At 50.9% G+C, this 23,133-nt stretch carries 17 protein-coding genes and 1 pseudogene; 15 read left to right on the top strand and 3 right to left on the bottom strand.

Going from position 1 to position 23,133, the window contains the following annotated elements:
- Positions 1 to 31: 31 nt before the first annotated feature.
- Positions 32 to 547, bottom strand: a complete 516-nt coding sequence (gene nusG, locus DSM14862_RS17390) for a transcription termination/antitermination protein NusG (protein WP_243254482.1) — start codon at positions 545 to 547, stop codon at positions 32 to 34.
- A gap of 258 nt (positions 548 to 805) precedes the next feature.
- Complete coding sequence (locus tag DSM14862_RS17385; RefSeq protein WP_243254481.1) at positions 806 to 2,146, bottom strand: polysaccharide biosynthesis/export family protein; 1,341 nt, start codon at positions 2,144 to 2,146, stop codon at positions 806 to 808.
- A 677-nt stretch (positions 2,147 to 2,823) separates the two neighbouring features.
- On the opposite strand from DSM14862_RS17385, the gene DSM14862_RS17380 reads away from it, so the two are divergent.
- The 11 genes and pseudogenes from DSM14862_RS17380 to DSM14862_RS17335 all read left to right on the top strand — a co-directional run bounded on the left by DSM14862_RS17380 (position 2,824) and on the right by DSM14862_RS17335 (position 15,871).
- Positions 2,824 to 3,465 carry a metallophosphoesterase family protein gene (locus DSM14862_RS17380; RefSeq protein WP_243254564.1) on the top strand — a complete coding sequence of 214 codons (642 nt, stop codon included), beginning with the start codon at positions 2,824 to 2,826 and terminating at the stop codon, positions 3,463 to 3,465.
- Between the two features lie 143 nt (positions 3,466 to 3,608).
- A complete protein-coding gene (locus DSM14862_RS17375; protein WP_243254480.1) occupies positions 3,609 to 3,977 on the top strand; it encodes a MarR family EPS-associated transcriptional regulator in 369 nt (122 codons plus the stop codon).
- 276 nt (positions 3,978 to 4,253) lie between these two features.
- Positions 4,254 to 5,147: a UTP--glucose-1-phosphate uridylyltransferase GalU gene (gene galU / locus DSM14862_RS17370; RefSeq protein ID WP_243254479.1), complete on the top strand. Its 894-nt coding sequence runs from the start codon at positions 4,254 to 4,256 to the stop codon at positions 5,145 to 5,147.
- 215 nt (positions 5,148 to 5,362) lie between these two features.
- A complete protein-coding gene (galE, locus tag DSM14862_RS17365; RefSeq protein ID WP_243254478.1) occupies positions 5,363 to 6,382 on the top strand; it encodes a UDP-glucose 4-epimerase GalE in 1,020 nt (339 codons plus the stop codon).
- A 187-nt stretch (positions 6,383 to 6,569) separates the two neighbouring features.
- Positions 6,570 to 7,583 (top strand): GDP-mannose 4,6-dehydratase, encoded by a 1,014-nt coding sequence (locus DSM14862_RS17360; protein WP_243254477.1) that lies wholly within the window; start codon positions 6,570 to 6,572, stop codon positions 7,581 to 7,583.
- Positions 7,584 to 7,965: 382 nt separating this feature from the next.
- Positions 7,966 to 9,249, top strand: coding sequence for a Vi polysaccharide biosynthesis UDP-N-acetylglucosamine C-6 dehydrogenase TviB (gene tviB, locus DSM14862_RS17355; RefSeq protein WP_243254476.1), 1,284 nt, complete (start codon positions 7,966 to 7,968; stop codon positions 9,247 to 9,249).
- Between the two features lie 69 nt (positions 9,250 to 9,318).
- On the top strand, positions 9,319 to 10,599 hold the full coding sequence (locus DSM14862_RS17350; protein ID WP_243254475.1) for an asparagine synthase-related protein: 1,281 nt from the start codon (positions 9,319 to 9,321) through the stop codon (positions 10,597 to 10,599).
- A 1,253-nt stretch (positions 10,600 to 11,852) separates the two neighbouring features.
- A pseudogene (locus tag DSM14862_RS21955) lies at positions 11,853 to 12,314 on the top strand (glycosyltransferase); the annotation flags it as partial.
- A 51-nt stretch (positions 12,315 to 12,365) separates the two neighbouring features.
- On the top strand, positions 12,366 to 12,932 hold the full coding sequence (locus DSM14862_RS17345) for a glycosyltransferase (protein WP_243254474.1): 567 nt from the start codon (positions 12,366 to 12,368) through the stop codon (positions 12,930 to 12,932).
- Between the two features lie 326 nt (positions 12,933 to 13,258).
- The gene (locus tag DSM14862_RS17340) at positions 13,259 to 14,302 is read left to right on the top strand and encodes a glycosyltransferase family 4 protein (protein WP_243254473.1); all 1,044 of its coding nucleotides are present in this window, start codon (positions 13,259 to 13,261) and stop codon (positions 14,300 to 14,302) included.
- 240 nt (positions 14,303 to 14,542) lie between these two features.
- Entirely contained in the window at positions 14,543 to 15,871 is a 1,329-nt protein-coding gene (locus DSM14862_RS17335; RefSeq protein WP_243254472.1) for a lipopolysaccharide biosynthesis protein, read from the top strand.
- A gap of 349 nt (positions 15,872 to 16,220) precedes the next feature.
- On the opposite strand, the gene DSM14862_RS21815 is transcribed toward DSM14862_RS17335, so the two are convergent.
- Positions 16,221 to 16,352, bottom strand: coding sequence for a hypothetical protein (locus DSM14862_RS21815; RefSeq protein WP_279291298.1), 132 nt, complete (start codon positions 16,350 to 16,352; stop codon positions 16,221 to 16,223).
- Positions 16,353 to 16,427: 75 nt separating this feature from the next.
- Between DSM14862_RS21815 and DSM14862_RS17330 the strand changes: the two genes are divergently transcribed.
- The 4 genes from DSM14862_RS17330 (at position 16,428) to DSM14862_RS17315 (ending at position 23,132) form a co-directional block, all read left to right on the top strand.
- A complete protein-coding gene (locus tag DSM14862_RS17330; RefSeq protein ID WP_243254471.1) occupies positions 16,428 to 17,576 on the top strand; it encodes a glycosyltransferase family 4 protein in 1,149 nt (382 codons plus the stop codon).
- Positions 17,577 to 19,020: 1,444 nt separating this feature from the next.
- Entirely contained in the window at positions 19,021 to 20,337 is a 1,317-nt protein-coding gene (locus DSM14862_RS17325; protein ID WP_243254470.1) for a phenylacetate--CoA ligase family protein, read from the top strand.
- A gap of 62 nt (positions 20,338 to 20,399) precedes the next feature.
- The gene (gene wecB, locus DSM14862_RS17320; RefSeq protein ID WP_243254469.1) at positions 20,400 to 21,497 is read left to right on the top strand and encodes a non-hydrolyzing UDP-N-acetylglucosamine 2-epimerase; all 1,098 of its coding nucleotides are present in this window, start codon (positions 20,400 to 20,402) and stop codon (positions 21,495 to 21,497) included.
- Between the two features lie 258 nt (positions 21,498 to 21,755).
- Positions 21,756 to 23,132, top strand: coding sequence for a heparinase II/III family protein (locus tag DSM14862_RS17315; RefSeq protein ID WP_243254468.1), 1,377 nt, complete (start codon positions 21,756 to 21,758; stop codon positions 23,130 to 23,132).
- Position 23,133: the final 1 nt, after the last annotated feature.

Here is a 23,133-nt window from a genome sequence, read left to right as displayed (position 1 = left end):
TCATATTCGAATTAAGAGGCAGGTGATTTAGTTAACGCATCTTGCTGATCTGACCGCGGTCGAGCGAGGTCCGAACGTCTCGCCCCATTAGGTCTAACAATACGCCAACTCTTTCGGAATCCGGGAGGTGGTCAATTTGCGTGATGAAATCGGCAAAAGGCCCCGACAGGATCCGAATTTGGTCCCCAACCTCAAGATCATCAGCAGGTTTCACAAGTTCATCAGGTCCGCAGCGGGCCTGAAGACCCGCCATCAGGCTTTGCGGTAGCGCACGGGGGCGGCGTGGATCCTGCAAAAGAAGTCGAGCAATGCCGCGCGTGTTGTTTATGGCAGTCCAGCCAGGAGCGTCTGGATTGAATTGGACAAAAAGATAGCCTGGAAATAAGGGTTGGCGCTTTTGCATAAGACGGCCCCGGAACGACTGGCTGCCTATACGTTCAGGAGAAAAACTGTCAAATCGCTGACGGCGCAGATGGGCACGTGCTTGTGCGAGCCCATTCGGGCGCAGCTGTGCGACGAACCAACCCATTTTAGGCGCATCCGACATGTCCGGTCCTTTAATCTAAAAGTGCGATGGGTGGGCCATAATAACAGGGCGCGGTCTCTGGGAACCGATTATTAATCGCCCATAACTTACCCGCAGCTACGAAGGAAGCTCGACCCGCGAGGATCCCCGTGCTTGGGCAAACTCTTGCTGCCTTAGCTTAGATGGGGGGGAGACCCAGCAAATGTCTCCCCCGTGTGAGCAAAGGTCATTGTTAAGCCCCCCCCCCGAACAGAGAGAGAGGCGCGCGGCAGAAGACCCTTAATTTACAGAGCTGGCGATGCTTGTCAGCAAGGAAGGGGTGATCTGGGTAATGACGCGGTTCCACCGGGTGACGGGCTGTTCCGCAACGAAGATAACATCGTTTGGGCGCAGCTCCATTCGGGTGGCTAGGATGAGTTCCGCCGCATTTTTTGCATTGAGATTAAAAGCGGTTACCGTCTCGCTGTTGTCCGAGCCCCGTAACACATAGATCTGAGATGGGTTGCCGGTCTGCGTGTCAAAGCCGCCGTGAGAATAGAGTGCGTCGGCCAAAGATGCCGTGCGGCCGAAGGGCAAGGTGAACCGGCCCGGTTCACTGACTTCGCCCGTCAGATAGGCATAGTCGCGCGCAATGGCATCATTGTCCAATTGCGCTTCAAAGTTTGACCGGCTTTCTTCGAGCGCCGCCCGTCGTAGGGTCACTTCCGCCTGAAGTTCTGAAAGGGCCTGTACACGCGCCTGCTGACGGAACTGCCGCAGTGTGATCTGTTCTGCGAAATAGGCCTGCGCGCGGTCAAGCTGATACTCGGTATCGACGAAAATACTGTCACCGGCGACAAGCCGCGTTTTTTGCAGATCGGGAGACTCTAAATAGGTCTCGAGCGGAATCTGGTATAGATCGCCCTGGCGGTAGAGGCGAATGGATGCATACTCTAGATCAGGTGTTTGGATGCCGCCGGCCGTCGCGATTGCTTGATCGAGCGTTAGGGGGGTGAGGGTGATCGGAATGACAGCCGCAGTGCCGACCGCCCCGCCGATTGAAACCCGTTTTGAGTTAAATTCAGCAATCTCAAGGCTGAAGGACGGATCGATCTGAGCTTCCAAAAGACGTTGAAACAGAGCGGCTTCGGCATCCTCGAGGGTCAACCCTGCAACAGCCACGCGCCCTACATCGGGGATCGCAATCGCGCCGTCATCTTGAACAGTATAACCCTGGCGGCGGTTTTGCGCGGCCAATAGGCCACTGAGTTCCTCTACAGTGCTGCCCCCACTACGGGAGGCCAGCAAGAGCACATCGCCGATGCCGATATCATAGGTGGTGCGCGGGGGGGTCTTGGGCACCCTTAGTGCTAGGTCGGAGGGGCGGGTCTGGATCTCTGAGACAGGCGCAGGGGTGGCACCGGCCGCGCGCAATGCGCCCGCGCCGCCCGCGTTTTGGAAGAAGGCGGCAGGGAGTTCCTTAGGGATATAGACTGCGCGGTTTGCCGTCGATACTGTGTCCGCTGTCAAAGGCACGATACGCACCTTGCCGTCTTCTTCGGAGACGGTGGGCGAAATATAGGCCACGCCGCAGCCGGTAACGAAGGACAAGAGTGAAATGGCGATCAAATGTTTAAACATGGACAAACCTTTGGCAAGCAATCGGCGAGCGACATATGCAATTGATGTTGGAACGGTGGCCGGCGCCTAAACGCTTTTCACCTGAGCCTGTTGAAAGAGACTCTCTGTATTTCACAGTTGCGCTGAGCATCCCTGCATAGGCGGCAGGACACAACCCAGCCCGCCCCACCCGGTCGCTTGTTTCAATCTTTATGCCGTTTTTGCAACAGGTTTTAGCGGGCTCTGTGATGCGGCGTGCCTTGTACAAAATGGCAGACGCTGCGGGCCTGGCCATCCTACGGTGCGCTTGCGTGGCGGCCCCGCCTAATCGATCCTTTTTTGATACAATAGGCCTCTTATCTTAAGGTTCTATAGGTCCGCGCGATCAGATCGTCCCGGTTCGACGGGCCAGCGCCAATGTCTAAAAACCCGTTCCGCGCTGTCGGCGGTTATAAGCTTGTCGAAGCACGGTCCTATTTTCATGTGGCATATTGGCCCCAGTCTAGCTACCTGGGGCAAGAACACCTTAACATCGGCCTTGAACGCACCGGGACAGAACCTTGCTACCCCGCATCTTATCGCAGCTTGATCCTCGGCGCCGTTCGGCCCCTGCAAATGTTACCTCCGCGCAAATCCGCCCGGCGGCGGACTTCTTTGCAATTGGTGATATCCATGGCTGCGCAGCTCACCTCAATCAGATGTTCGGCCTCTTGGATGGGGTGGCCCGCGGCAATGAGACCTGCGTTTTTCTGGGCGATTATATTGATCGCGGCCCGCAATCCCGGGAAGTTTTGCTTCTGCTTTATGAGTTGAGCCAATCGAGGCCGGATCGCGTGATCTGTTTGATGGGCAATCACGAGCGCATGCTGCTCAACTTTATTGACGATCCTGCGGGGACGGGAGTGGGGTGGCTGCGAAATGGTGGTGTTGCCACGCTCACCAGCTTCGGCATTGAGGTGCCAGACGATGCCATTTCCTCGGGCGCGACGGTCGACTTGGCCCGGCAGCTCGAAGATGCGCTGCCCAGAGGCTTGCAAGAGTGGCTCAGAGTTCTGCCTAAACATTGGTCGACCGGCAACATGCATTGCGTACATGCGGCAATGTCGCCCAACCGCCCGCCCGAAGACCAACGTGGCGCGGTTTTGCTTTGGGGCCATCCCGATTTTTTAACGAAGCCCCGTACGGATGGTAATATCGTTGTTCACGGCCATACGGTCGTCAGGCGGGCCAAACTATCTGGTGATCGGATCGCGGTGGACACTGGCGCCCATCTCACAGGGCGATTGACGGCCGCGCATATCCAACCTGGGCACTGCCACTTTATAGAGGCGCGTGCCTAGGCGGCGCCTAGCGGCTCTCCCAAAATTGGTCTTTCAATTGCTGCAGCGCCTCTATATGCGTTCATCCGTGAACGCTATGCCTGTTCGCCCCCTAGAGCTGCATCCCGCATGCTCTGGTGCGGTAGCCGTGGCGCCGTAAGACAATGACCAGACCCAGTGATGACGATATTCGCTTCCGCGTGATGCGGGCGCTCGAAGCCGATCCCAAGCTCTCGCAGCGAGACTTGGCAAAGGCGCTAGGGATCAGTCTAGGGGTGGTCAATTACTGCCTGAAAGGGTTGGTCGAGAAGGGCCAAGTAAAAGTTAGCAATTTTCGCGCATCGGGCAACAAGCTGCGCTACGCCTATGTGCTGACGCCCCGCGGGGTGCTGGAGCGGGCACGGCTGACCAAAAATTTCCTCCAAAGACGTATGGCGGAGCATGAGGCGTTGCGGGCGGAGATCGCGGCGTTGCAGGAGGAGTTGGGCGCCGAGGTGCCGGGGCAGGGGGGCCCGAAAGAAGAACGCTCCTAAACTTCCGAGAGTTTACGTTATCGGCGGTTTGGGGGGGGTTTTACCGTCAATAGAAAGGGCGCCGGCATTTTCGCTTTGGCGCCTAGTTTTGCGCAAGCGGTGACCGCGACAATAAGAAGCCCCGGCATTCAATCAGGGGTTGCTTTTCGGGATGCTTTTTCTTCATTTTAACGTGGAGGACGTGGACCGCGCCGAGCGTGAGAACGCTTTGAAGCCCGGTCCCTTGGATTTTCCATCCCATCAGATTTGATCGCCACTAACTTGAGAGAAATGTTTATGCCCGCTATTCGCAAAGCTGTCTTTCCTGTCGCCGGACTTGGGACCCGTTTTTTGCCTGCCACCAAGGCGATGCCGAAGGAATTGCTGCCGATCATCGACAAGCCGATCATCCAGTACGCTGTCGAGGAGGCCATCGATGCCGGCATCGAGACGCTGATCTTTGTGACCGGCCGCAACAAGCGCGCGATCGAGGACCATTTTGATGCCAATCTCGAGCTCGAGTGGGCGCTGCTGGAGAAGGGCAAGCAAGAGGCGCGGGACATGATCCGGAACATCGTGCCGAGCCGGGTGGAATGCCTCTTTGTGCGACAGCCGGAGCAATTGGGGCTCGGTCATGCGGTGCTCTGTGCGCGCCGGGCTGTCGGCGATGAGCCGTTCGCGGTGTTGCTGGCGGATGACCTGATGCATCAGGATAGCGGCACGCCGACCGGCGATCTGATTGAGGCCTATTCCCGGACCGGCAAGTCGGCTCTTTGTGTTGCGGAGGTTGCCGCCTCTGAGGTCAACAAATACGGGATTGTCTCTCCCCGCTCTGCGCTGTCCGACAACACTTGGGACGTGGCTGGGCTTGTTGAAAAACCCACGCAAGAAGCCGCGCCGTCGCAACTGGCAAGTTTTGGCCGCTATGTGTTTGCGCCGGAGGTCTTCGATATTCTGGAGAAGACCCAGCCGGGCGCGGGCAATGAGATCCAGCTTGCGGACGCGATCGACGTGCTGGCGGCGCGCGGCGACGTCGTAGCCAATCGCCTTAAAGGCATACGCTATGATTGTGGCGATAAACTCGGCTATGTGAAAGCCGTGGTCCACGCAGCGCTGCGGTCGGATCCTATCGGGTCCGAGCTCGACATGTTCTTGCGAGAGTTCGGGTATCAGCGGTCTGAGGCGGCATAAAGGTAGACCTCTTGATTTCGCCATCTGCGGTCATCGACCGTACAAAGTGCTAGCAAGATGCTTACGGGCGAAGTTCAAGAACCAAGGTGTCGACGGCCCGGCGGCAAGCTCGCTGCTTCAAAGGCATGGCTGCGACTTCAGATGAAGCTTAACATTGAGACCGCACAAGATCAGCGCGTCGCGGATGCTTGTCCTCGCGAGCACGAGAGGCAAATATGAAAGTATTGGTCACAGGCGGCGCGGGTTATATTGGCAGCCATACGGTCGTCGAGTTGCTGCAAGCCGGGCATGACGTTGTCGTGGTCGACAGTCTGGTCAACGGCCACGCAGAGGCCATCGAGCGGGTCCAGGACTTGACCGGCCGCCCGGTGGATCTGGAGGTGGGGGATATTCGGGATCGGCCGTTCCTCGATCGCGTCTTCGCGGCGCACACACCTAGTGCGGTGGTCCACTTCGCCGGTTTGAAGGCGGTTGGCGAGAGCGTCGAGAACCCCCTAGCCTATTACGATGTGAGTGTCGGGGGCTCGCGGGTTCTGCTAGAGGCGATGGACGCTGCCGGCTGCCACAAGATCATCTTCTCATCTTCGGCGACGGTCTACGGTGAACCGCAGTATTTGCCTTACGATGAGCAGCACCCTACCAACCCGGTCAATCCCTACGGCCGCACGAAAATGATGGTCGAGCAGATACTCGGGGATTGGTGTGCGGCAGATCCCGCGTGTCGGGCGATCTCACTGCGGTATTTCAATCCTGTCGGGGCGCATCCCTCGGGCCGCATTGGCGAGGATCCGCAAGGGATACCGAACAACCTCATGCCCTATATCGCACAGGTGGCGGTAGGGCAGCGGCCGGCCCTTCAGATCTTCGAGGATGATTACGAGGCGCGGGATGGGACAGGCGAACGCGACTACGTACATGTCGTGGACCTTGCTAAAGCCCACGTCGCCGCGATCGAAGCCCTAGAGAAGCATGCTGGGCATCAGGTCGTAAATGTTGGCCGGGGCCAAGGCGTGACCGTCTTGGAGTTGGTCGCCGCCTTCGAGCAGGCGAGTGATACTGACATCGCGAGACTGATCGCGCCGCGCCGTGCCGGAGACCTGCCAAGCTTCTATGCCAACGCCAGTCAGGCTAAGGCGCTTGTTGGTTGGCAGGCAGAGCTCGGGATCGCGGAGATGTGCCGGGATACTTGGAACTGGCAATGCAGAAACCCAGCCGGTTTTGGAGCAAGCCAATAGCCCAAGGTCATCAATCCCTTTTTGTACGAACCCTCACGTCATCCGATGACCAAACCAGTTTATATGACCTCAGAGCAACAGATTTCTCGCTTTCGAAACTCCTAAACGTAGAATTAAACAGAGTATTTGTTGCCGGCAGCGAGCCAACGGCAAAGATCAAGCAGATAAGGAATAGAGGCCCTAAAGTATGCGAAAAGTTCTTATTACTGGAACCGCAGGTTTCATCGGCTTTCACCTCGCAAGCCTACTATTGGAAGAAGGATTTGAAGTGGTCGGTTATGACGGGATGACAGACTACTACGACATCCGCCTTAAAGAAAAAAGGCATGAGATCCTCCTCCAGAACAAGAAATTTTCTTGCCGAATTGGCATGCTAGAGGATATAGAAGCACTGAAATCTCTTTGTCGAGATGAAAAGCCAAGTATTATCGTCCACCTCGCGGCTCAAGCCGGAGTGCGCTACAGCCTTGAGAATCCGAGATCATATATAGATTCAAACATTGTTGGCACCTTTAATGTGATGGAATGCGCACGTGAACTGAATGCAGAACACCTTTTGATGGCATCTACGTCGTCGGTTTACGGCGCCAGTGAGAATATGCCATATAATGAAATCGGGACATCCGACAGTCAACTAACAATTTATGCGGCCACAAAAAAGGCAACGGAAGTTATGGGGCATTCGTATGCCCATCTCTGGGGGCTTCCCACGACGATGTTTCGGTTCTTTACAGTCTATGGACCTTGGGGCCGACCAGACATGGCACTGTTCAAATTTACCAAGGGCATTTTAGAAAACACACCAATTGATATCTATAACCATGGAAACATGTATCGCGATTTTACTTATGTTCAAGATTTGGTCAAAGGTATACGCCTATTGATTGATGCGGTGCCCAAACGCCCTGAACAAATAGGTGATCCACCCCAGGGGGATAGCCTTAGTGTCGTTGCCCCATTCCGAATTGTGAATATTGGAAATGCTGAGAGAGTAAGGCTTCTAGACTACGTCGAAGCCATCGAAAATGCTCTCGGGAAACCTGCGATCCGAAACTATATGGAAATGCAGAAAGGTGATGTGCCGGCAACTTGGGCTGACACGCAACTACTCAAGAAATTAACAGGATATCAACCGGAAACCAATTACCGTGATGGAGTGAAGAAGTTTGTGGACTGGTATCGTGAGTACTATGCGACATAGCGCCCAAAACCTACCTAATCGCGAAACACACAGCGCAGAAAACTCCATTCTCCAATTTCACTAGTTTCAACTCGCTCAGACCCATGCAACTTCCACGGTGATGGCGCATGGAAAGTTTCTACGTGCTATAACAAGCGCCTAACGCCCCAAAGAATCTCGACGATAAAAGAATTCGGCACCCCGCTAATAGAGCAGAAGGTCAATTTAACCGGCACCGAGATCGAGACAACTAAAGCTATTAGCATCGCGCGAGTTTGTGAATTGATACGAGCATCCTGCAATGAGCCAATCACAAAATTCGCGCATAGCTTCGCAACACCCAAACGCGGGCTTCCCCACGCATCAGAGCATGTACTCTTAGCAACCGCAGAAAGCCTTAAAGATGGAAGAGAAAATCCAAATGGAAGATAAAATAGCAGTGATCGGGCTTGGTTATGTCGGTCTGCCGTTAGCTGTCGAATTCGGCAAGCATCGTCCCGTCGTTGGCTTTGACGTGAATCCAGATCGCCTCACTGAACTTAAGGCAGGATGCGACAGTACGGGAGAGGTTACCGGCTCGGAGCTAGCAGAGGCGAAGTACCTTTCACTGTCATCGAACCCAGAGGATATCTCCTCTGCAAGAATCTATATTGTGACAGTTCCAACCCCTATTGATGATCATAAAAGACCAGATCTAACCCCACTGCTTAAAGCGTCTCATACTGTCGGTCGGGCCCTTAAGCCCGGAGACATTGTTATTTATGAATCGACCGTTTATCCGGGCGCAACAGAAGAAGACTGCGTTCCAATATTGGAGCGCACCTCAGGCCTAGAATACAATAGAGATTTCTTCTGCGGATATAGCCCTGAACGGATCAATCCGGGCGACAAAGAACGACGGTTAACAACAATTACGAAAATTACGTCAGGCTCCACGCCGGAAATCGCAAAGAAAGTGGACGACCTCTATGCTTCCGTAATCACCGCAGGAACTCACCAAGCGCCAAGCATAAGGGTGGCTGAAGCGGCGAAAGTAATCGAGAACACACAGCGTGATTTAAACATAGCGCTAATAAACGAGCTCGCGATCATCTTCAACCGCATGGGAATAAACACTGAAGACGTTCTCGACGCCGCAGGAACAAAATGGAATTTTCTACCGTTTCGCCCTGGCCTGGTAGGGGGACACTGTATCGGCGTCGACCCCTACTACCTTACACATAAAGCTGAGGCGTTGGGCTACCATCCGCAAGTGATCCTCTCCGGACGTCGCATCAATGACGGAATGGCGAATTACGTAGCAGGCCAAATGGTTAAAGAAATGATACGAAAAAATATCGGCATCAGCGGAGCGCGGGTGCTGATACTAGGCCTAGCATTTAAGGAAAACTGTCCGGACATAAGGAATACAAAAGTTATCGACGTTATCCGAGATCTCGAAGAGTACGGGCTCAGCGTAGACGTTCATGACCCGTGGGTCGATAAGTACGAAGCGAAGGAGGCCTACAACATAGAACTCATCGAGACGCCCCCTTTGGGAACGTATGATGGGATCATTCTGTGCGTGCCTCACATGCTGTTTCGTGATCTAGGAGTTGAAAGAATTAGACAATGGGGAAAAACAGCACATACCCTCTATGATCTAAAGTACCTCCTACCTGCAATTGAAACCGACATCCGCCTTTAAGAGAATGAAGGGAATTACGGACGTGTTCGTCCAAAAGAGCGCATCGAAAAGGTCGGGGACACGGAGCCAATGAACAATACTGCGCAGAAAATATCAAACTTTCTACACTATGGCTACCATCCCCATAGTTGTTTGGCTACTCCATCTAGTGAATCCATCGATAAGGCACAAGCAGTCAATAACGATACATATTTGCAGCTCGGAAGAATGTTGTCCGAACGCCGAGCGAGCCCAATGTATGACGATAATCCGAGGGATCTGCTTGGGGAAGCAAGTAGAGTATGGGAAGGAAGCATTCAGAATTGTCTGTCTCGCGCAAGTGGCCAAATCGTGGTTCCAATTAGTGGTGGACTAGATTCAAGACTGATATTGGCGTCACTCCTTCGCCACCGTCCAGCTCGCGAGATCACAACTTACACGTTTGGAAGCGCCGGCAGCCTTGATTTTGAGATTGGCAACAAAGTTGCCGAATCTGCAGGCACCAATCACTTATCTTTTGAGCTGTCATCACAAAAGATTCGCCAGGAAGACCTTGAGTTCGCCTGTCGGCATTCCATCTTCGAATCTGATGTTTTTACCGCCCCGCCCTTAAGAGCGATTTCAGAAAGTATTTCTCCTGACGCGACTATATGGAGTGGCTACATGGGAGATCCGAGCACGGGATCTCACCTTCTTCGAAACATCCCTGAAGGCCTTACCTGGGCCGAATATGTCTACTCGAAGGAATGCTATACTGGAGATGACCAATTAGCATATCATGTAACAGGTCTTCACCCTGAAAAACCCAACCTGGCTTCGCAGGACAATCAGAGCCACGAAGATTTGGCCGAGCTCTGGGACATAGAGAACAGACAGCGGAAATATGTGATAAGCCAAGTTTTACGAGGACCCTTCCGCTTTGAAACCCCTTTTGCTGATGAAGATTGGCTAAACTTTGCGTTCTCACTGCCGCGAAATCTGAGGTTGGGACAATCGTTTTACAAACAATTTCTTTCGTCAGAATACAATGACCTTTTTCGCCTCCCGGTAAAATGCAACCTCGGGTACCCACTAAATATGAACTTCACTGAGACCGTAGGATACACGGCAGCTAGGGCAATCAATCGGCTCTCAAAAAATCATAGGAAGCGAATATCAGTAAACTATCGCGACTATTGCGATGAAATCGCGAATGATCTGCGGAACAAGGCGACAATCTATGAAATATTACAATCCCTAGTGCATCGACCCGAGATAGACGGGGAAAAAATTAAGCATCTGGTCAGCGACCCAACTACGGCTTACACCAGAACCAAAGCAATCACCCTTCTAGCAAGCCTCGAACTAAACCTACAACTCCGCAATGAGTGACCTCGCTCATATCCACTCGGAACGTCCGGATCAGAAATTGGCCGCACTCTTCATAACGCTGTTCTTGGCCGGCATTTTTCTCAGCAGCACCATTCCTTCGAATGCATTCCTCGCTATCACCTGGTTTCTGGCATTCGCAACGAACTACAGGTGCATTACCCCATACGTAACGAAACGGACTATTCAATTCGTCCTTATACTTTTTTTCGCACACATTTGGATTTATGTACATGCAACATATTTAGCAGAGCCAAGCTTCATTATGGAATCTGAGGGCTTCTCAAAGAGAATATTGTTTACTCCGATTTACTCAATTCTCTTTCTTCTCTTAGTAAAGGATTCCCCAAAGTTACTTATCCGATCCATCGAAATTCTCCTCAAGGTTTTTGTAGCACTCTGGTTTCTCCAGTTCTTTGCAACCTATATAACTGGAGATTTTCTTGATTACCTAAAGATTCTTGGGATACGGGCCCAAAAGGGCAGCGCCTACTTCCTGAATGGTGGCATTTTCGGATTCAAAGTTTGGCGCCCAACCAGCCTATTCAATGAACCCGGATCATACGCCGCAGCCGTGTTTCCGCTGCTTGCGCTTGACTATTACGCAAAGAACAAGCATCTGACAAGGCTCCATAAGCTTACGCTCATAAGCTTTGGCCTTTGCCTGTCCGCATTTGCGATGCTGCTCGCCTCAGCCTTTCTCATTGCAAGGTCACTTGAACGTGCGCGTCAATCACCTACGAAGAAGGTCTGGTTCTTAATTACTCTGCTAATTATATTGGTTCCGCTATATTATTACTATGAAATACGATTCGTCGGAAATGAGTTGAGGGGAGGATTAGAGTTTCGCACAACAATCTTTCAGGATTTTTGGGCTCAGGACCTTACAAGTCACCTCTTTGGGAATTCGTTTACTACTCTCGAGATCATTGACTCCAAGACCCGAGTCTATCGCGTAATACTTCAGGACCTCTCATTTCTATTCTACGCATGGTATTCATTGGGTCTGTTGTTCGTTTTTCTGATCGTCTGGCTATTTCGCACTAGTGTTCACCGCTCGCGTGACTTCTGGATATTTTTCCCGGTAATGCTTTCAAAGGTTAGCATAACAACCTACTTTCTCTGGATCTCGCTTGTGAGCATGCATATTATATCGACTCAGTGGCGGTCAAAATCATAGAGGTTGCCATTACATTCGGTGCTGAAGCAATGACACCCACTCCAACCTTTTCCATCTGTCCACTGAGTATGCTCCTATGAGAACAAAGCTTTTAATTTTTCTTCAGAATATGACTGGTGGTGGGGCAGAAAGGGTCGTCCTTACAATGCTGCGCCTGCTTGATCATTCGAGGTTCGAAGCCGTACTAGTCCTTTCGAGCAGAACCGGACAACTCCTGGAGGACATTCCTCCAGAGGTCCGTGTAATTGATTTGGGTGTCGCCACTACATCGCGTTCCATACCCCGGCTGCGGTCTGTTATTAGGAGTGAGAGCCCGGATATCGTGTTCTCTACTCTCTTACGGACCAACATCGCTCTTTATTTGGCGCTAATAGCTTTACCCGCACAAAAACCCACAATCATATTTCGCAGCCCAAATTCTCCGCGCCAGTACATATCGAGGAGCCATATCCGGACATTCTCTAGATTCTTGCTCGAAAGGGCTTATAGGAGGGCGCACCTGGTTCTTGCTCAAACCCCAGAGATGAAAGATGAGATCTGCCGATACCATAGGCTCAACCCAAACAAAGTGCTCATGGTACCAAACCCTATGGACTTCGCCAAGATTGACAGTCTAGCAGCGCAAAATCCTCCCGATTGGGACCCAAGAGACACCAACATAGTGAGCGCTGGCCGGATTACCGAACAGAAGGGCTTCGACGTTCTTATAGATTGCTTAGCACATTTAGTACGCGCCAACAGCTCCTACTTCCTTCATATAATTGGGGAGGACTCTTTAGGAGAGCAGGCAAAACTTGAGTTGCGAGCACAGGAACTCGGCGTCCGTGACCGAGTAAAGTTTTGGGGATTTCAACGTAACCCATACGTCTTCTTTAAGAACTGCGATATCTTCGTCTTATCTTCCCGTTGGGAAGGCATGCCAAACGCAATGTTGGAAAACATATACTTGGAAAGTACAGTTGTAGCAACCGATTGCACTGAGTCCGTATCTCGCCTCTTGGCTCGTGAAAATGCCGGCTATGTCGCAAGAAGTGGTGACGCAGATGACCTTGCGCAAAAGATTTTGCTAGCTTCGGGGCATCGAACCAAGATCGACGCGAAGATGTTTCGCAAGCGCAACAGAGAATTCTTTGAAGCTCTTCAGGTAAGAAGCTAAGAGCTCAATCCACTCCTATTTACCAATCCCACCTTTCTCGGAATGGGAATTTTGAGACCTAGATTTGCCGCAGTGCATTCCGAAAGAATGAAGAGATCAACTTGTTCAACCAATCACCTACGATCCTCGCCAGCTTGTCGTGGTAAGCGCGACAAACCGAACTGAGCGACACCACCCTCCCAGCCCCGAGGAAAATACCAATATGGATACTCTTTGCGCACTCACCCCATATTCGTTTGCTTGCGGCCTCCGGGACTGCAGCATGCTGGCCGGCTGCGAATATCGTCAAGTATTAGGGGCCTTACGAGGACAGATAGGTTAATCGCATGACCAAAACACTAATTCTTGGGCCACGCGCATCGGAATCTTGCCCCGGCGGCATTACCGTACTCTTTGAGCAGCTACTCTCTGAATACAATGCTTCCAATAGAAGCTACACTGTTTGCGACACTAACTCGCAGAATTATAATAGCAGAATCGGGATGCTCTTTCACGTACTTATGCGCTTGGCAAGACTTCACGACTATGATCACGTTTCACTGCATGGAACCGCGGCAGATTATAAGATTATCGGGCCATTCTTGTGTCTGCTAAATGCCCTCTCCACGAAAACGTACTCGCTCCGAAAATTTGCTGGCAACTTCGACGAATACTATCGAAACTCCACTAGAATTGAAAAGTTCTTGATGGGTCTTTGCTTGAAATACAGCGTCGCCAACTTCTTCGAGACACAGGCCTTAGTTAGCTTCTTCAAGCGCTTCAACCGCAACACGTATTGGTTCCCAAATTCTCGGCCAGCATCTAGGTTTCGCGCCAAACCCTATGCGGGAGGGCGAGTCGATATCGTTTTTCTGTCACAAGTGATGAAGCAAAAGGGAATATTGGACTTAGTTGAGATTACGGCACGGAATCCACAGTGGTCCTTGACAATTGCTGGTCCAATTAGAGACAGGAACCTCCACGACATCATCGAGAACACGCCAGGGAACATCGAATATATTGGACCGGTTCCTAATGCCGATGTGCAGTCATTCTTATCAGGATTTCATCTGCTTGCCTTGCCAACATATTTCGAGGGGGAGGGCTACCCCGGCGTATTGATCGAAGCGTTTTCAGTCGGCCTTCCTGTGGTGACGACGCACTGGGGGTGCATCCCAGAAATGGTCGGTTCTGCAGCTGCGTTAGCTGAACCCGAAAATACGAACTCGCTAGAAACAGCGTTGCGGAAAGTAATAAGCTTTCACGAACAATTCCGCACCGCATCGGCTGAACGCTTCATTGACTTTGAGACAAGTTTGGCCACTAGCAGATTTTTCGAAAGTTTAGACCGCGTGCAGAATTATAAACTCCCAGGGACGACAAACAGATAATTTGGCGCATTTCACAATTGACTTAGTATGGGTGGCAACCTCTTTCTCAATTCTGATAATCTTCATGCTCCGGAAATCAGAACTCTCGAAGCTAACTACAGGTCAGATCTGTTTTGATTATAAAGCCTCCAACATGTAGTTAGGCGGGAAACCGTAGCGCAATATAGACTCTGTAAAAATGACAGCATTGGCGCACGCAGGCCTCACGCCTGCACCCAATCACAGCCTAAGGTAACCAAATTGCAACGATTTGTTAGGGATTCTCTCGCTCTATTCTCTGGCCAAGCGGTCAGGGTGGTGATCGGCCTCGGCTCCACCATCGCACTTGCCCGCTTTCTTGGAGCGGATGCTAGAGGACAATTCGCGATTGTTATGGCGTCAACAAGCATTCTCTCAACAGTATTGACCTTTGGAATGCCACAGACTAACTGGATCTTCTCAGGCCTGGACTCAAAGAAAAATGACCAGCTGCTTGGAATAACACTCTTGACATGCATTCTAGCTTCTCTGCTAGGGTTTATCCTAATTTTCAATGCGTCGGTATTCCTCCCAAGCATCTACAGCTTCGACGTCTTCAGAGACCCGATTTTCCTAATCTCTGCAGGAACCCTATGCGCACTCATGATATTGTATTCATGTCTGATCGAGTTTCTCAAAGGCAACCAACAATTTCCATTCCTTGGATCAATTTTGCCCTTTCAGGCATTTCTTATCTTTCTCGGATACGTAATTTGCTATAATTTTGAATTAGGAATCTATTCGGCAGTACTAATCCAGAATGGGGCAACCTTCATTGCAGTGATCCTCCTTTTTGCCCGGGCCTGCAAAGTTGCAGCGCCAAGCTTGGCGTTCTCCAAAGAATACATGGCAAAGATTGCTCGAAGTTGTTTTTCGTATTTTTCAGTGAGCCTCGCGATAACTCTCGCGCAGCATAGCACTCCCATTTTTATGAGCTTTTTCGCGATGGAAGCGTCAGAGATCGCCCAACTTGCCATAGCGCTAGCTCTTATTGGGCAACTCGAACTGATCCCCACTGCCGTTACGAGCGCCTTCTTACCTAGCCTTGCAAGAGGCTCCGATCTTACTGAAGCCCAAATTGCCAGCAAGGTTGCGTGGACCTGCAAGCTGAGCGCAATTATATTCTTCATAATTTTCATATCGATCGCCATTCCTTTCGTGCTTCTGATCCTACCAATATTTCTCGGGCCCGAATACGAGTTAGTTGGACCGCTGTTCATAATCCTTTCCCTTGGCTCTTTTGCAGCAAGCACCGGTAAAATAATTAACGTGTTCTTCAACTTAACGAACAGGGCTAGTCTCGAAGCCATCCCTGTCTGGGTTCGCGTGGTCCTGCAGATCGGACTCATCTCTCTAGCTGGACTTGCTGGGAACATCTACCTTTTTGCTGTATCGATCGTCGTGGGAAGAATTGCGAGAATCCTTCTGAGCTATTTCTTCTTTTACCGCCATACAGGCATTACTCCGGTGCAACTTGCACCGAATTTCGAAGCGGTTAGGCGAGTTTTGCAAATCCCGAACGATCTCCTCGCAAAGCGCTCGGGGAAATAGTTGCGGCTCCGGCTTGTTAGGAAGGCGGCACGACGAACGACTTCGGCGCTGCCCTGACCCCCTCGACTATCGAGAAGAGAAAAGTAAGCTACCGCACGTGAGGACCTACAGCAAGATGAAGATGCTAAAGATAAGAAACAATGCCTTATTCGGCTTCAACGTGGCTGTTCGAAGCAATACGAGAATCGATGGCAACTACAACGCCCCGGCAGGAAGCGTCGTAAGCGAAGACATCCCGAACAATACAGTGGCCGCAGGATCCCGCAAAACCAGTTTGCACGATCGATGAGTTTTACGCCAAGAGAAATCGCTTTATGGTGGATAGGGCACTTGTTTACGAGAAGGGATATTAGAACGGTTCGATCAGCGGCCGGTTATGGAAGCCTTCTCCGAAGAGTTTCCGCTCTTTGCCTATGCCGAACAGATTCCACATCACTTCGAAGCGACTGCCCGCAAGCAACTGGGGTACACCTACGATCATTTCGCACTCCCAAACGCTCCAGAGCTTGACGGACCAAGCTAGTTCCTCCGATTAGCAGATACTTGAAAGCACCATATGAAACACATCATCTATGCTAGTAATTCTATAATTCCCAGCAAGTCTGCCAATAGCATTCATGTCTGCAAGATGGCCCAGTCCCTTGCAAAATTGGGTCCGAAGGTCACTCTTCTAGGTATCCGCCCCCACGCGCGCGCCCTAGGAACTGACACCGAATTTGCAAAGTTTTATGGCGTTAAGAAGGACTTTGGATTACAAACATTCAGAATGCGGCGCGGCCTCAAAGGACTTGACTACTTGTTTCAACTTAAGAGGTATATTCGAAAGAGCAAGCCGGACGTAGTTTATGTGAGGTCCGTTAACATTGCGCTAGAAATGACGAAATTGAATATTCCAGTTATTTTCGAATGCCATGGCGATATCGAAAATAATGAACACAATGACTTCATTGATCTTCTCGATTCCAAACTGTTACTGACCGTTGTAGTTATCTCCGAGGCACTCAAAAGCATTCTGCTATCGAAATATGGGGACAAGTTGGGTAGGCACCTGATTGTCGCCCATGACGGCGTTGATATCTCTCGGTTCGCAGACAATGGACTTCCCCCTGCTCATTATAGACACATACTGGGACTCCCCGAACGAGACACTGCCTGCTACTCTGGGCACTTCTATAAAGGCAGGGGCATTGAGTTGATCTTGGATCTAGCCGCCATTCATAGAACTACAAATTTTCTTCTAGTTGGCGGGAACCCTGACGACGTCAGTCGGTATCGTGCGATAAGCGAAGCTAGGAAGCTTCAGAATACCATATTTACCGGCTTTGTTCCCAATGGCGAATTGCCAGATTACCTTAAGGCGGCTGACGTTCTTCTCATGCCATATCAGAAGAAGGTTTCGATCAGTGGAAATCGAGGGGATACTGCTTCCTGGATGAGCCCGCTGAAAATGTTTGAGTACATGGCCACCTTGCGACCTATTATTTCCAGTGATCTCGCCGTACTGCATGAGGTTTTGGATGAGCAGCAGTGCATCTTTTGCGCCCCGGACGATGTCGCGGGATGGTCTCGAGCAATTTCCAGATTAATTTCGGATGGAGCCTTGGCTGACAACCTTGCACGGAACGCTTACAGAAATGTGCAACACTACGAATGGGACAGACGGGCCAAATGCATCATGGAGAGAGCAGCCCTGTGCTTAAACTAAATTCGATACTGTCCCTTGGCGAAGGATACCTGCCTAATGCGGTTTGCTATGGGGAAGGTAGGATACTAGGTTGTGATGCGAGAAACAGGATTTTCTCCTTGGACGGATCCGGCAATTTACAGGTCCTGCTCTCTGGAGAAGGTTACTCCCGCTATAGATTTCGGCAGCCGGTTGCAATGCACTGGTCCGGATCGCTGCTCTTGGTTGCTGACTGGCACAACCATCGTATCGTAGTTTATGATAACGACATCAGATACCGAGGGGAATTCGGGGCTCTAACCGTGAACAGTAGCGGCTTATTTCCATTGCTTGCTACCAGGTTCAGATCAATCTTTGCCTCACATGAGTACATACTGAATCATGAAGGCCCCGAAATAAGAACGGAGAAGCAGCAGGACAGGCTTTCCAAGAGAATTTCCAGAGTTATATATTACGCGCTTTTACGAAAAGTCCTAGCCAAAAGGGCGCCCTTCTTTAAACCGAATGGCATTTCGATTGACGCAGACAGAATGTTTATTACCCAGAAGAAACGAAGAACTTTACAACTTTATGCCATACATCACATTCATGGAGAATTGGAATTCGAATTGCTTTCCGAGATCTCTGGAGTAGGCCATCAGGGCTTCGGTCGCCTTGGCAATTGTACCTACAAGGCCGGGCGTCTATTCGTTTGCGATGAGGGAAATAGCAAAATATGGATATTTTCGAGAGATGGCAATTACCTTGATAGCATTGATCTTAGCAACAGCTTTCCAGCCTTTTGCTGCTCATTGATTGACACAAACACTCTCGCGATTGGTGGGGGGTCTAACTTAGCGCTGTACTACTTAGTCCAATCGAGAATGGTGCTGGTCGATTCCTGCCTTGCAGGCGTCCACGGTATGGATTTCGCAGCAGATACTGCGCGTCTATATGTGTGCTGCAGGGACGATGGAACGGTCAGGATCTACGATGCGGCGAGAGAACACTAGTGTTTAGGCATGGGGCGAGATGTTGCTCGCTCTCCTCACATCTGGCCACCTCCAACGCATACTCGATAGCTGTTTGATTTGAGGGATTTGCGCACTTTGGCGGACCAGCGCATAGTCCGGCGCTCGGCATCAACTTACACCACCAACTGATCTTCTTGCGGCGGGTAAGTGATCGTCTTCCGAAGTGGTTTCTGTTGAAGAGCAATCACTGCGTTTGATTGCGGCCGACGTATAACTCTTGACTGTCGGCCATGTCGGCAGGAACCCACCTACACTAGGACCCCTAGCGAGAAGAGACATCGCTTGCTCGAGCGCAGACTAAATCTACCATCGACACCCCCACTACGGAGCTTTAAGTGTTCTGCAATTGGGAGACCCGATCGAAGGAATGGGCGTGAACGAGCTTGAGCGCATCGACTAACGAGACCAGAAAGCCAAGATCCGCACAGGATCCGTCATACGAAAGCCCGAACATGAAATTCAGTCTTAACGTTGCAAAGAGTATTTACCAGAACATGCCACCACGGGTGAAAGCCCCACTCGAATATGTGCCCTTTGAAGTTTTCTGCGGCAGACCGTACCGATTGCAGCGAGAAGCTCTTCGGAACTTCAAGCAACTTGATCCTGGAGAGGCCCTGCTGGAAAGAAACCGACTGCTCATTAAGTATTTGAACGATTCGATTTCGCATACTCCGTTCTATTGTCAGTGGGCGTCACAAAATGGGATCAAGTGCTTTGACCATATAGATCAATACTATGATCTACCGATCATCGATAAAGAGATGGTTCAACGTAACCTCAGTGCGTTCCAAGACACCAGGTACGAAAATAGCCGCTACAAAGTTTCCACGGGAGGCAGCACGGGGAGGCAGTTTAGCTTTCACTTAGACAACGAATGCTACTCGAGGGAATGGGCTTTTGTTGCAGATTTTCTCAGCGAACAAGGCATTGAGATAAATAGCAGGAGGCTTTGTCTTCGTGGAGTGGATAGCAAACACCCCGATCGATTAGTCGAGTACAACCCACTCTACAAGGAGATGCTTATTTCTCCGCTCAAGCTCTCAGAGCATGGCGTAGCTGAACACTTGGAACAGATGCGAAATTTTGGGGCTCGGTGGATTCATGGATACCCTTCTGCTGTATACGAGTTCGCGAAAATTCTCAGATCCATTGGGCAAAGCATAGTTGGCATACGTGGTATCCTTCTCGTATCAGAGAAACTATACGACTTTCAGGCAGACCTTATTCAGGAAGTATTCAACTGTCAGCCAGTATCATTCTACGGTTTATCGGAGCGGGTTGCGTTCGCTCCCGCAGAGCATGGCGGGTTCACCCCCCATCCGCTATACGGAGTTTGCGAAGTAATCGACGGTGAGCTTATTGCGACAGGCTTTCTGAATAGAGCGACCCGCCTAATCAGGTACCGCACCGGAGATGCGGCCATATCTTTCGGTGGTGAAGATAGGATCACAAACAAATTGCAAGAGATCAGCGGCCGATGGGGCAAAGAGTACTTGATCGGTAGGAGCGGCCTGAAGATCTATATGACGTCACTCAACACTCATTCCCCCGTTCTTGAGAGAGTTCGAAAGTTTCAATTCGTGCAAGACGTACCGGGTAAATGCACAATTCAGATCGTGCCGGACAAAGGCTTTAGTGAATCAGATGGGTATAGAATACACGAACTGTTCGCAAACAAAGTCGGAATAGAACTGGAATTGAGCATTTCTCTTGTGAGCACGATCGAGACAACTAAAAGAGGCAAGCACTCCTTTATTGTTAGAAGATAAGGCAGTGAGTTTCGAGAAAACAGAGAGAGAGTGCGAATTCTACATCACGAGGGTATGAGAGCATGTTAATCGATATTATTGCAGGGGCACGGCCGAACTTCATGAAAATCGCACCAATAATTCGTGCGCTGAATGAGAGGAGGGCAAATGGGGGCCAGTTGCGTTACCGGCTGGTGCATACAGGGCAGCACTACGAGAACAAGATGTCAGGTGTCTTCTTCGAACAACTTGGCATTTCTGTGCCCGACATTAACTTAGGTGTGGGGGCCGGAACGCAGGCCACGCAGACCGCCGAAATAATGGTGGGATATGAGAAATTGCTTCTCCACAAAAGGAGCGAGGTTTGCCTCGTAGTTGGAGACGTGAATTCCACGATGGCCTGCGCCCTTGCCGCGAAGAAATTAAACATACCGGTTGCACACGTTGAGGCTGGAATTAGATCTGGCGATCTTACAATGCCAGAAGAGATTAATCGTGTGGTTACTGATTCGATAACCGATTGGTTTTTTACAACATCCGAGTACGCGAATGCTCAACTGCGTCTGAGTGGGGTCGAAAATGAGCGAATCTTCTTCGTCGGAAATACGATGATAGATTCTCTGCTGCATAATCTCGATCGCATAAAAGCGCCGCAGTTCGCGATTGAACAGCAACTAATTCCGGATCAATTTCTAGTAACGACCCTGCACCGGCCCTCAAATGTTGACAATGTATCGACCCTGAAGACGCTGATAGATGCAATCTGCGAGGCATCAGATGGGTTACCTGTAGTATTCCCAGTTCACCCCCGGACCAACAGGACTCTCCAGCAAGTCCCTATCCTACCTGCAAATCTGTTATCGGTGGACCCTCAGCCTTACCTAGAATTCATTTGGCTAATTAAGAACTCCAAGGGCGTAATAACTGATTCCGGGGGGATTTCTGAGGAAACAACCATTCTGAATACGCCCTGCTTGACAATGCGTAACTCCACTGAGCGACCCGAAACGACGGAGCTTGGAACCAACAAACTTATCGGTACTAGCCCAGATGCTCTAGCGCCCGCAATGTGTGACCTTCTCAATGGTAAATGGAAGGTAGGAGAAGCTCCAGAAAAATGGGACGGAAGAGCTGGCCCGAGGATTGTGGGCCAGCTGGAAATCCTGTTAGGCCAGCGTTGAACGCAAATGCTGAGGAATTTCTTACTTTACTTCCACACAGTCCGACATCTGAAGTTTGTACAGATCTACAGGCGATTTTGGTTCATTTTGGCCAAACCAAAATCAAACTTCGCCCCCCCCCCAAAAATGCGGCGGGCTGAGGGCATCTGGGTTGCTCCCGCCAGACGAGAACCTAGCATGATCGGCAGGAGAGATTTTTCCATCCTTGGATGCTCCGGGTCCATTGAAGGGGATGGATGGGTACATCCGAGCAGATCAATGCTTTGGCAATACAACCTTCACTACTTTGACGACATGAATGCTAGAGCAGCCAAATCGCGGGCGACTTGGCATTCTGATTTAGTGGAAGATTGGATTTTGTCAAACCAGTCGCAGAAAAGTGTGGGTTGGGACCCCTACCCGACCTCACTAAGAATTGTGAACTGGGTTAAATGGGCCTTCGCAGACAATACACCTTCTAAGAACATGGTACATTCTCTGGCCGTGCAGGCGCGATGGCTAGAAGCTCGACTTGAATGGCACCTCTTAGGGAACCACCTTTTTGCGAATGCCAAAGCGCTAATATTCGCAGGCGCCTTTTTCGAAGGCACGGAAGCGGACCGGTGGCTTGCACGCGGGATTTCAATACTGATGGACCAGTTGCCGGAGCAAATACTGCGAGATGGCGGCCAGTTTGAGCTTTCGCCGATGTACCACGCGCTAGCAATTGAAGATGTCTTAGACCTTATAAATCTTCTTAACTTTATGAAACCGCCGCAGGCAAATGATATACTGACTGCCCTTAATGATCATATTGGCGGGATGTGGCGATGGTTGATGGCTATGTCACACCCAGACAAACGCATCTCCTTTTTTAACGATGCAGCATTCAACGTAGCGCCTGAAAATCATGAGCTACGTCAATATGCAATGCGTCTCAATCTTAGGCTTCCGGATATTGACGGACGAATAGTTAATCTGGAGGATAGTGGCTATGTTCGCCTTACCCTTGGCCCGGCCGTCGTTATTGCAGACGTCGCCGCAGTTGGCCCGAGCTATTTACCAGGACATGCCCACGCAGACACGTTGTCCTTCGAGTTGTCGCTGTTTGCTCAACGGGTTTTTGTCAATTCAGGATGCTCAGTGTACGGAACGGGCGCCGAACGTCGAAGGCAGCGGGGAACTGCAGCACATAATACGGTGGTTCTAAACGGACAGGACTCAACCGAGGTCTGGGGCGGGTTCAGGGTCGCACGAAGGGCACGCATTATCGACTGTTCGACCTACTATGACGATGGCACCTTGATTGTGAGAGCGTCGCACGACGGTTACCGCCGTTTGCCTGGCGCACCTGTGCATTCTCGCAAGTGGACACTGACCGAACACAGACTGACGATCTTGGACGAGATCAGCCCTTTTGGAGACCACGGGGAAGCGCGCTTTCACCTACATCCTAAAGCCCGCATTGAGTTGACAGGAGCTTGTGACGGGAGGATTTATCTGCCGGAACAGCAGGTTATTATGTGGAAATCTACAGCGCCAGCACGCCTTGAGAATACTACATGGCATCCTGAATTTGGAGCTAGCGTTCCGAATAATTGCCTCGTGTTTCCCACCAAAGTGGGCAAGTCAACATTCGAACTTAGCTGGAACTAAA

Origin of the sequence: Sulfitobacter indolifex (assembly GCF_022788655.1) — a bacterium.
GTDB lineage: Bacteria > Pseudomonadota > Alphaproteobacteria > Rhodobacterales > Rhodobacteraceae > Sulfitobacter > Sulfitobacter indolifex.
The sequence above is the reverse complement of the archived record's forward strand: the minus strand, read 5'-3'. Positions and strand labels throughout refer to the sequence as shown.

Excerpts from the sequence above, each read along its gene's own strand:
- wecB (WP_243254469.1), top strand. The coding sequence starts at position 20,400 with ATGTTAATCGATATTATTGCAGGGGCACGGCCGAACTTCATGAAAATC.
- DSM14862_RS17340 (WP_243254473.1), top strand. The coding sequence starts at position 13,259 with ATGACCAAAACACTAATTCTTGGGCCACGCGCATCGGAATCTTGCCCC.
- DSM14862_RS21815 (WP_279291298.1), bottom strand. The coding sequence starts at position 16,352 with ATGATCGTAGGTGTACCCCAGTTGCTTGCGGGCAGTCGCTTCGAAGTG.
- DSM14862_RS17345 (WP_243254474.1), top strand. The coding sequence starts at position 12,366 with ATGGACTTCGCCAAGATTGACAGTCTAGCAGCGCAAAATCCTCCCGAT.
- nusG (WP_243254482.1), bottom strand. The coding sequence starts at position 547 with ATGTCGGATGCGCCTAAAATGGGTTGGTTCGTCGCACAGCTGCGCCCG.
- DSM14862_RS17315 (WP_243254468.1), top strand. The coding sequence starts at position 21,756 with ATGCTTTGGCAATACAACCTTCACTACTTTGACGACATGAATGCTAGA.
- DSM14862_RS17385 (WP_243254481.1), bottom strand. The coding sequence starts at position 2,146 with ATGTTTAAACATTTGATCGCCATTTCACTCTTGTCCTTCGTTACCGGC.
- DSM14862_RS17350 (WP_243254475.1), top strand. The coding sequence starts at position 9,319 with ATGAACAATACTGCGCAGAAAATATCAAACTTTCTACACTATGGCTAC.
- DSM14862_RS17330 (WP_243254471.1), top strand. The coding sequence starts at position 16,428 with ATGAAACACATCATCTATGCTAGTAATTCTATAATTCCCAGCAAGTCT.
- galE (WP_243254478.1), top strand. The coding sequence starts at position 5,363 with ATGAAAGTATTGGTCACAGGCGGCGCGGGTTATATTGGCAGCCATACG.
- DSM14862_RS17380 (WP_243254564.1), top strand. The coding sequence starts at position 2,824 with ATGTTCGGCCTCTTGGATGGGGTGGCCCGCGGCAATGAGACCTGCGTT.
- galU (WP_243254479.1), top strand. The coding sequence starts at position 4,254 with ATGCCCGCTATTCGCAAAGCTGTCTTTCCTGTCGCCGGACTTGGGACC.
- tviB (WP_243254476.1), top strand. The coding sequence starts at position 7,966 with ATGGAAGAGAAAATCCAAATGGAAGATAAAATAGCAGTGATCGGGCTT.
- DSM14862_RS17325 (WP_243254470.1), top strand. The coding sequence starts at position 19,021 with ATGAAATTCAGTCTTAACGTTGCAAAGAGTATTTACCAGAACATGCCA.
- DSM14862_RS17375 (WP_243254480.1), top strand. The coding sequence starts at position 3,609 with ATGACCAGACCCAGTGATGACGATATTCGCTTCCGCGTGATGCGGGCG.
- DSM14862_RS17360 (WP_243254477.1), top strand. The coding sequence starts at position 6,570 with ATGCGAAAAGTTCTTATTACTGGAACCGCAGGTTTCATCGGCTTTCAC.